The sequence below is a fragment of the Megasphaera intestinihominis genome, from assembly GCF_040096415.1.
In the GTDB taxonomy this organism is placed as follows: domain Bacteria; phylum Bacillota; class Negativicutes; order Veillonellales; family Megasphaeraceae; genus Megasphaera; species Megasphaera intestinihominis.
Map to the genome: position 1 here is coordinate 1 of NZ_JBBMEU010000075.1, position 9,851 is coordinate 9,851.

At 39.0% G+C, this 9,851-nt stretch carries 8 protein-coding genes; all 8 read left to right on the top strand.

What is annotated here, in order from left to right; all coding sequences use genetic code 11:
* On the top strand, nucleotides 1-1,023 hold a 1,023-nt coding region (locus WMO23_RS09935; protein WP_349173943.1), incomplete at its 5' end, for a hypothetical protein.
* 568 nt (nucleotides 1,024-1,591) lie between these two features.
* On the top strand, nucleotides 1,592-3,037 hold the full coding sequence (gene wbaP / locus WMO23_RS09940) for an undecaprenyl-phosphate galactose phosphotransferase WbaP (RefSeq protein WP_349173945.1): 1,446 nt from the start codon (nucleotides 1,592-1,594) through the stop codon (nucleotides 3,035-3,037).
* Between the two features lie 320 nt (nucleotides 3,038-3,357).
* Entirely contained in the window at nucleotides 3,358-4,476 is a 1,119-nt protein-coding gene (locus WMO23_RS09945; RefSeq protein ID WP_020310720.1) for an AAA family ATPase, read from the top strand.
* 5 nt (nucleotides 4,477-4,481) lie between these two features.
* Nucleotides 4,482-5,138 carry an HNH endonuclease family protein gene (locus WMO23_RS09950; RefSeq protein WP_020310721.1) on the top strand — a complete coding sequence of 219 codons (657 nt, stop codon included), beginning with the start codon at nucleotides 4,482-4,484 and terminating at the stop codon, nucleotides 5,136-5,138.
* Between the two features lie 15 nt (nucleotides 5,139-5,153).
* Nucleotides 5,154-5,927, top strand: a complete 774-nt coding sequence (locus WMO23_RS09955) for a DUF4422 domain-containing protein (protein ID WP_349173947.1) — start codon at nucleotides 5,154-5,156, stop codon at nucleotides 5,925-5,927.
* A gap of 196 nt (nucleotides 5,928-6,123) precedes the next feature.
* Nucleotides 6,124-7,050 (top strand): glycosyltransferase family 2 protein, encoded by a 927-nt coding sequence (locus WMO23_RS09960; protein ID WP_349173948.1) that lies wholly within the window; start codon nucleotides 6,124-6,126, stop codon nucleotides 7,048-7,050.
* Nucleotides 7,035-8,042 (top strand): stealth family protein, encoded by a 1,008-nt coding sequence (locus WMO23_RS09965; protein WP_349173950.1) that lies wholly within the window; start codon nucleotides 7,035-7,037, stop codon nucleotides 8,040-8,042. The genes WMO23_RS09960 and WMO23_RS09965 overlap by 16 nt, the downstream gene beginning before the upstream one ends.
* 17 nt (nucleotides 8,043-8,059) lie before the next feature.
* A complete protein-coding gene (locus tag WMO23_RS09970; RefSeq protein ID WP_349173952.1) occupies nucleotides 8,060-9,820 on the top strand; it encodes a CDP-glycerol glycerophosphotransferase family protein in 1,761 nt (586 codons plus the stop codon).
* Nucleotides 9,821-9,851: the final 31 nt, after the last annotated feature.

The following is a 9,851-nucleotide window of genomic DNA, read 5'->3' on the forward strand; positions in this document are numbered from 1 at the left end:
AGGGGTCGCCGCGTGGGCGACCCGCCACAGAACGAATGGGAATACCTAAACAGACTGAATGGAGATGATTTTATGCGTGCTATGGATAAAGTAATGAAAGAATTACATGCATTTATTGCTAAGAAGGCTCCGAACGGTGTTAAGAGCGAAGAAGAGATGCAGCAGATTATTGAAGAATTCATGATGCAGCATAATGAGGCTGTCCAACACTTGCAGGACTTTTTGCAGGAGAATGGGCAGGACGATACAGTACCAGCCGATGTCTATGATTATTTAGACTTAGCTGAGCAGGCGAGCCGAAAAAAAGACAAACGGGAATATTTGGCTAAAGCAGCCGAACTGGAGCCGGATAATGTGGAAGTCAAACTGGCCCAAGCTGAATTGGATTCGAAAGGCCCCCTGGATATGCTTGAAATCCTTCCGGGCATGATTGCAGCCGAAGAAAAACGGTTAAAAGATCAGGAAATTTACCAGCGTAGCAAAGGTGATTTTTGGCTGGACTTTGAAACACGGCCTTATATGATGCTGCTTCAAGAATACTTGTCGAACTTGATTGAATGTGGTATCCACAACAAAGCCATCCAGATAGGGGAAGAAATGCTTCGCCTCAATCAAAACGACAACTTGGGAATCCGTTTTCTGCTGATGCCGCTGTATGCTAAAATGTGCAATGAAATGAAGGCTTTGAAACTGTATAAACGGGGAAAATACGAACAAAAGAGTTCCTTTTATCTCTTGGCCTTAGCCTTGTTGTACTTCAAACTCGGCGATTGGCCCGAGGCGAAATCATACTTGGAAACCTTGAAGCAGGAATACCCTATTACGAAAAAGCTCATCCGTTCCATTAAAAAGGGTGACCAGAGCATCTTCCAGCCCTACCTTGACAACCCGCCATACGCCCCATTTTCCGATGAAGAACTCATCACTGCCTATCTGACGAACTATGCTATTTACGCAACCGAACCGTACTTCTTCGACTGGGCCGATGAAGCCCTCATCGTCCATCGCAAAAAGAAGAAATAATCGGACTCAGATGCCGCTGCGCGGCGACAGACTCAAAGTGACAACGACGCTTCGGGAAACCCTCAGTGCGTAGCGGGCCGCCCTCTGGGACGGCCCCTACGGATGCGGCGTCCCGCCGCGACAAACGCAAACCAACAACGACGACTCGCGTAATCCTCAGCTTGTATCGTAAAAAAATGCCCCTTGCTGGGGCCTTCGTAGGGGACGGCCAAGCCTTTCCAGCCCGTCAGGTGCTGACCAACGAGAAGCGCAGAACGGTTGCTGGAACGGACAGCTGTGGCTGGGCGTCCCGCTCAGAATAGTGGCTACATTCGTAACAGACTAAGGGCGATGATTTTATGAATCAACATTTCCACCTGGAACGTTGGATAAGTGGACAGATATTTTAATTTTCGTTATAATTAAAATCATAGATGTCTGCATGGGAAGAGTGGCCTATATGCCATTTTCTGCCTTTGGGCAAGATCCCTATTTCTTTTAGCTAACGACGTAAAAAGGGCTTGTCATCGTTCGACAAGCCCTTTTACTATGACCCTATTATCAGGGGAGAATCAGAGGAGGAGCTGTTTTGGAGACGCTATCGACGAAAGGGTCTATTTCTATTAAAAATAAATACAGCAATGAGCTCCTGCCGATTGTTTTAGTTATTGCCGATTATATCGCTATCTGGCTGGCCGAGTATACATCTTATGGACTGCGGGATTTTCTCGTTCCCGAAACGCATTTTCATCTTTCCTGGCTCAGTATCCATGTCATCGTGCCAGTCGTATACATCCTTTTTTTGCAACTACATCATCTTTATACGCGACGTATGCAGTTCTGGCAGGTCATTTCCGGCCTTTTTAAATCCGTCTTTTATGCCGTCGCCTTACTGATTTTTTTCATTTATATCGCCCAGACGGCAGCTTCGACGTCGCGGCTCTTTGTGGCCTTACTGTGGCTGACCTCTTTCTTTTTCCTGATAGCCGAACGATACCTCGTCAAACATATCCTGGGGCATTTCAAACTGCTCCAGCTGCCGGTCCTCATCATGGGAGCCGGTAAGACAGCAGCCATCGTATTGGATTATTTTAAGCACGATACGGGCGTCAGCTATGATTTCATCGGTTATCTGGAAGACTATACGCCAGAAGCGAAGGTAGCGGCTATGATGCCGCATTTGGGCCGTTTTGAAGATGCCGAAGATGTTATCCGCCAGACCGGTGTCCAGCACGTTATGGTCATCGCACCGGGCCTCAGCAGTGACGCTGTCCAGGACATCGTCTACCGCGTCCAGCCTTTGGTCAAAAAAGTCGCCTTTATGCCCGATATGGGCAGCCTGCCGTTGGCGACGCTCGATACGGAAAGCCTCATCGACGGCCATATCGTTTCCTTCAGTTTCCGCAACAACCTGGCTCTCTGGTACAATCGGGCTGTTAAACGCGTCTTTGATGTCATCTGTACCAGTCTGGGGATTGTCTGCCTTTCGCCGTTCTTTTTGGCCATCGCTATATGGATCTATAAAGACTCGCCCGGGCCTATCATCTTTAAGCACCGCCGCGTCGGCCGGAACGGTAAAGAATTCAACTGCTATAAATTCCGCAGCATGTGCGTCGATGCCGACATCAAACTGAAAGAACTCTTGGCACGGGACCTGCAGGCCCGGAAAGAATGGGAAACAGAATTCAAACTGAAAAATGACCCGCGCATCACCAAGAGTGGAGCCTTCCTGCGCAAGACCAGCTTAGACGAATTACCGCAAGTTTTCAATGTCCTCAAAGGCGAAATGAGCCTCGTCGGTCCACGGCCCATCATCCAGGCCGAAGTCCCGAAATACGGTCCGTACATCAAGGATTTCTACATGGTCCGCCCTGGCATCACCGGCATGTGGCAGACCAGCGGCCGCAGCGATACAACCTACGAAGAACGTGTCCAGATGGACACTTGGTACGTCCGCAACTGGAACGTCTGGTTCGACATCGTCCTGATTTGGCGCACCATCGCCGTCGTCCTGAAACACAAAGGAGCGTATTAGTTATTAGCCTCGCCTCATAGGCCCTTTTTGGCCCGTCAGGTGCTGACCACAGGAAAGCGCAGGACGGTTGCCAAAACGGAGAGCCGAGCTAGAGGTGGCCCGAAGGGCCGGAGAGGTTGCTCTTGATTTCGCAGTTCGCAGTCCGCCTCGGACTCAGATGCCGCTGCGCGGCAACAGACTCAAACTAACAACGACGCCTCGAGTACCCCTCGGCTCGTAAAAAATGCCCCGGCCGGGGCCTGCGTAGGGGCCGTCCTGTGAAGGCGGCCCGCAATAGAACTAGTGGCTGCATCCATCACAGACTTAATGGAGATGATTTTATGAATCAACATTTTATCACGCAAATACATATTGATAAAGTACGGCACTTACAGAATATCACTATCCCATTATCAGAAACGACTTGCAAACACTTGATTCTGACCGGGAAAAATGGCAGTGGTAAAACCAGTGTCATGGAATCGTTGAAGGCATATTTGTCTATATATACAGAAGATAGTGATACTGTTGATATAGCCCAAGGCGTTACTGCTCAGTTTAACGACAAGGAAAGTATGCAGTCCAAGGTATACACGGGCGAATACATTTTTGCCTATTATGAAGCGGAACGAGGATATACAGCACATAACGAGAAAAATGTATCTAAAGTGGATTTAAAGGAAAGGTATACTATCCAGGAACATCCAGGGCAGGAGTTCGTAAAATACATTTTGAATTTGAAAACAGTAGGGGCCATGGCGGAAGTTGGTGGGAAAAAAGAAAGAGCTGAAGAAATCAAAGAATGGTTTCAACGATTTGACCACGTTTTACAAATCATATTTGATGCGCCGCAAGCTCATCTGGACTTTGATATTGAAACCTTTGAGTTCCATATCGTCGTACCTGGCAGAGAACCGTTTACCTTTGACACTCTTTCCAGTGGCTATGCAGCCGTTTTAGATATCGTCGTCGATTTGATGATGCGAATGGAAAAGAAAGCGGGCAAACGTTATGATTTGGAAGGCGTCGTCTTGATTGATGAAATCGAAGCACATCTGCATTTAGAGCTACAGAAAAAAATTATGCCGATATTGACAGGCATTTTCCCCAATATTCAGTTCATCGTGACGACACACTCTCCGTTCATTTTGAATTCTATCGAGAATACAGTTATTTATGATTTGGCAAATCATATGCTAGTTAATACTCCAGAAGGCCTTTCAAATATTCCTTATGATGGAATTGTAGAAGGCTATTTCAAGGCTTCGGTACTTTCTGATGAGCTACAGAAAAAATATGAAAGATATAAACAACTGGCTTGCAAACAGGAACTAACCGATGATGATTATGAAGAAATTGCTAATTTGGAATATTATCTTGATGAAATTCCTGACTATCTTGGGTTAGATTTTATGGCAGATTATAAAAAGCTCAAATTGGAATTATCGCAGAAGGAGTAAGTACAATGGTAAAATGTGATAAATCTCCGGTGGCACCAGCTTCTTTAAAAGTTGAAAAATTGAAGGGTGAAAACGGCTCGTATCGTGGAGAAGATGTCGTAGAACAATTGAAGACTGATTTTCATGATAAATGCTATATTTGCGAACTGAAAGGGTTACAAGACCCTGAAATCGAGCACTTGGTCCCGCATAAAGGAAATCTTGATTTGAAATTTGATTGGAATAACCTTTTCTGGAGTTGTGGTCATTGCAATAGCATCAAGAATCAAAGAAAATATGAAGGCAAGATCATTAACTGTTGCCAGGAAGATCCAGAATTGCATATTCAATTTCTTTATACTAACGATAATATAGATGTCAAGCCTTTAGATGACCACGAAGAAACGCAAATGACAGCTAAACTAGTTGATGAAGTGTTTAATCTAAGAAATACCGGAATGAGGGTTATCAAGTCAGCCCAGCGAATGAAAGCCTTACAGCGAGAAATGAATATATTTTTCAATGAATTGAAACGTTACCAAGAACATAAATCGGAAACTAATAAACGAAGAGTGGTTGTCCGATTGAAACGAAGCGCTGCGTTTGCAGCTTTCAAACGCTCGTATATTAGAAATAAAGATGAATATGCCGAATTTCAAGAATATGTAAGCCTTATAAAATAGAAAGGATTGACCATTTTGTCTATCAAAATCATCGTTGCAGCTCACAAAAAGTACTGGATGCCGACGGATACGGTTTATCTGCCTGTTCATGTCGGAGCGGAAGGAAAATCCTCAATTGGCTATACACCGGATAATACAGGTGATAACATCAGCAGTAAAAACTCTCATTTTTGTGAACTGACGGGCCTTTACTGGGCCTGGAAGAACTTGGATGCCGATTATCTGGGGCTTGTTCATTACCGCCGTTATTTTACTCGTAAAGAGGTCCATAACATCGAGGCCAAGAAAGACCAGATATTGACAGAAAAAGAATGGCAGCAGCTCTTATCCTGCCATCCCGTCATTGTTCCGGATAAGCGGAAATATTACATCGAAACGAACCGTTCCCATTATAACCACGCCCACCATCGGGAAGGGCTGGATGTGACGGAACAGATCATCAAGGAGCAGTGTCCAGAGTACCTTCCTGCTTTTGAAAAAGTCATGAATCGGACCTGGGCCCATATGTTCAACATATTCGTCATGCGTCGCGACTATTTCAAAGAATATATGGAATGGCTCTTTTCCGTCCTCTTTGAGCTTGAGAAGCGTCTTGATATCACCGATTGGGATACCTATAATTCCCGTGTCTACGGATTTGTAGCCGAACGGTTACTCGATGTCTGGCTCGAACATAATAACATGGATTATGTGGAACAAAATGTATCTTTCATGGAAAAGCAGGACTGGATCAAAAAAGGTGGGCTGTTTTTTAAGCGGAAGATGTTCGGCAACTTGAAAGAAAAATAAGCCATTCATACAAAGCATATTTGATTTGGCGTTCTAATTTATGATATGCCCAATAATTTTGCTTTGTATGTGTATGATGAGGCATCTTTATAAAGGAACATGCGTGTTATAAATTTTAAATATATCAATATTTTTTACTTTTGTACTAAATAAAGTAGTGCAATTTTTTAGAGGAAAAGTATTTGTGGGGTGTATTATGAATTTGGTCGCTGCTATCGTAGTTACATATAATCGACAGGAATTTTTAGTTAAATGTATCCATGCATTGCTTGAACAGAGCATTAAATGTGATATTCTTATTATTGATAATGCATCAACCGATAAGACTTTTGAATACATAAAACAAGCAAAAAAAGAATACCAAAATATTTTTTACTTTAATACAGGAGAAAATTTAGGTGGAGCAGGCGGCTTTAATTATGGCATAAAAAAAGCTTTGTTTATGAAATATAAGTATATCTGGTTAATGGATGATGATTGTTTTCCGACTAAGACTGCATTAGAAATTTTGTTAAAGTATGATAAAATATTGAATGGGAAGTACGGTTGGCTTGCGAGTGAAGTGCTGTGGACTGATTTTAGCCTTTGTAAAATGAATTATCCTAAATTAAAGCGGAGAATTAAAAATAATTTTGATATGTATCATCTTATAGAAGCCATTCAAGCTTCTTTTGTTTCCTTATTTTTAACAGTGGATACGGTGAAATGTGTAGGCTTACCAGTTAAAGAATTTTTTATATGGGGAGATGATGTTGAATTTACAAGAAGAATTGCTGTTAGAAAAAAGTTGAAAAGTTTTTATGTTCCTGAAAGTAAAGTTATTCATGCAATGCGTGATAATAATGGAAGTAATATTGCTACAGATACAGTATCAAGATTAGATAGGTATATTTATGCCTTCCGTAATGAGTATTTTTTATTCCATAAAGAAGGCATTAAAGGTATTTTATTCTATCATATGAAGTGCTGCTTTAACATTCTAAAAATTATTTGTATTGCAAAATCTGAACGTATTAAAAGAATGAAAATTATCATTGATGGATATATGAAGGGAAAAAATTTTCATCCATGTATTGAATACTTTCAAACTAGAAACGAGGAGAGTCAATGTCTGAAAAAATAGATTTTATTATTGCTTGGGTGGACGGCAGTGATCCTGCGTGGAATAGGTTACGATTAAGGTATCAAAAAATGGAATGTAATGAGTTTTCTGATTTGTGGAATAGTTCTGATGTACGATTTCGGGATTGGGATAATTTGAGATATTGGTTTAGAGGCGTAGAAAAATTTGCTCCATGGGTCAATAAGATACATTTTGTAACTTGTGGCCATTTGCCTAAGTGGCTTAATATTAACCATCCTAAACTTAATGTTGTTTTTCATAATCAATATATACCTAAAAAATACTTACCAACGTTTAGTTCCCACTGTATTGAATTGAACTTCCATAGAATTCCAGATTTATCAGAAAAGTTTGTATATTTCAATGATGATATGTTTATTATTTCAGAAACTACATCTGAAGATTTTTTTAAAAACGGACTACCTTGTGATGCTGCAATTATTAGTCCTATTCATCTTATACAAAATGGTATACGTGCAGAAATTAATGATATGTATATTATTAACCGATATTTCAACAAGAATGATGTTATTAAAAAGAATTATTTTAAATGGTTCAATCCTGTTTATGGAAAATATCTTATAAGAACTGTTTTAATGATGCCATTTAAGAATTTTTCTGGATTTTTTATACACCATATGCCAACATCTCTTTGCAAAACAACTTATAGCAGTGTATGGGATATCGCACATGCTGAATTAAACAATACCTGTTCACATAGATTCAGAAAAACAACTGATGTAAACCAATGGCTATTTGAGTTTTGGCAATATGCGACTGGGTTATTTACACCGAGAAAAGTTAATGTAGGAAAGATGTTTGAAGGAGAAAAATGTTTTGATGAGATGATTCAATGTATAGAAGAACAAAAATTTAAAATGATTTGTTGCAATGATTCAATAGACTATCGAAATATAGAGGTATATCAAAAAAGATTAAATAAAGCTTTTGAAAAAATATTTCCAGATAGATCTGAATTTGAATTGTTTTAGGAGGGTATGTCTTAAAGATGGAAAATTATATTTGGTTATTCGGCGAGAATTTAGGGAGAACGGCAAATAATAATTCTTTCTATATGTGGAAATATATTATTAATAATGAAGCGTATCCGCATTTAAAGAGTTATATTATTTTAGAAAAAAATGATGACAATAGAAAAGTTTTTAGAGAAATGAATGAGATGGAGAAGAAATATGTAATATGGAGGAATTCCATCAAACATTTAAAATTATTTTTTCAAGCTGATATGTTTTTTGTATCTCTATCTTTTCGTGATATTCAACCGGATCGTATTGGATTTAAAAGTTTTAAGCCGTTATTGACTCGCCCTCTGGTATACTTACAACATGGGGTTTCTGCAATTAAGCAACTAGGGTATAAGCCTAATTATGCTAATAATTGTCTCTTCAAATTTATTTATTATAATCCTTATATGAAAGAAAAATTTCAATCGATTAATGAGTTTAAAGAGTACCAGTTGTATGATGGTATTGTTCAGCCCAGATATATGGAAATGGTAAAAAGAGCAAAAGAAACGACTTTTACTTCTAATAGAGGTGTAAGAATCTTATGGTTTTTAACATGGAGAGAATACTTTGGAAATAATTTTGAAACCTATAATTTTATAAAAAAAATTGAAAGTATAGTTAAAAATAGAAAAATAACCGAATTTTTGAAAGATAAAGATAATTTATTAACGATTTGTTTGCATGATAAATTTAATGTTGAGCAAGAAAGAATTTTAAAAAATTCTGTCAAAGATAGCAATATACAGTTCGTTACTCCTCAAAGCATTGATGTCATGCAAGCTATTGTTGATCATGATGTTTTGATCACAGATTATTCATCTATTGCTTTCGAGTTTACTTTTTTACGCAAGCCAGTAATATTGTATCAACCTGATTTTGAGGCCTATTTATCTAAAAGAAATCTGTACTGTGAGATTTCTGAATTGAGAAAGTATAGTATTACGCGGAAAGAACTTCTCATTGATATTATTACGTCTAACCGTTTTTCTATTAATGATTTTTTTCTTAAAAGAATAAGAAAAATAGATTATAATGATGTGATTAGGGGCATTTATATAAAAAAAATGAGCGACTATTTTTATGAAAAGACACGGAATGCTATTTGCTTTCTAGGTTATGACTTTTCTGGAATTGGAGGAACGGTGTTTGCTACTCGGGCGTTAGCTGAAGGGTTACGTGAAAAAGATTATTTGGTGCGATTTTTAACTTTAAAAAAAGTAACTGGTCGTAATTATCCGGCTGGAGTCCCTAATCAACCTGTATATAATCGTTTTAAACCTAAGCTCTCGGATAAATTATTAGTTGCATTAGTAAGAGGTAATTGGTTTTACTCATATTTAAAAAATGATCCAGCATATAAAGCTTTACAACCTATTGCAGGGATTGGAATGAAAAAATATTTAAAATCAATTCATGTTAATACAATTATTTCGACACGGGAAAGTCTGCATTTCTTTTTACATGATTTAAAATCAGATTTGGTTAAAAATAAGATTTATTTTTTTCATACCTCAGCTAATGTTGTTGATGCTTTATATCCTGGCGCAATCAGCTCACTGAATAAAATGAATTTGTCTAATGTGCTTTTTGTTACTGAAAAAAATAGAGAATCGTTGAGAAAAATTTATAATTTTAAAAATTATCAGCACTTTACAACTTTTACGCTACCTCGGAAGTTGACGAAACCAGTTTACACAAGGCCTGCACTAAGTCCGTTGGATTTTTTGCGGTTTGGGCTTTAGAGACCAAAGTGCCTAAAAATATTTCACGCTG

Excerpts from the sequence above, each read along its gene's own strand:
- WMO23_RS09945 (WP_020310720.1), top strand. The coding sequence starts at position 3,358 with ATGAATCAACATTTTATCACGCAAATACATATTGATAAAGTACGGCAC.
- WMO23_RS09950 (WP_020310721.1), top strand. The coding sequence starts at position 4,482 with ATGGTAAAATGTGATAAATCTCCGGTGGCACCAGCTTCTTTAAAAGTT.
- WMO23_RS09960 (WP_349173948.1), top strand. The coding sequence starts at position 6,124 with ATGAATTTGGTCGCTGCTATCGTAGTTACATATAATCGACAGGAATTT.
- WMO23_RS09965 (WP_349173950.1), top strand. The coding sequence starts at position 7,035 with ATGTCTGAAAAAATAGATTTTATTATTGCTTGGGTGGACGGCAGTGAT.
- WMO23_RS09970 (WP_349173952.1), top strand. The coding sequence starts at position 8,060 with ATGGAAAATTATATTTGGTTATTCGGCGAGAATTTAGGGAGAACGGCA.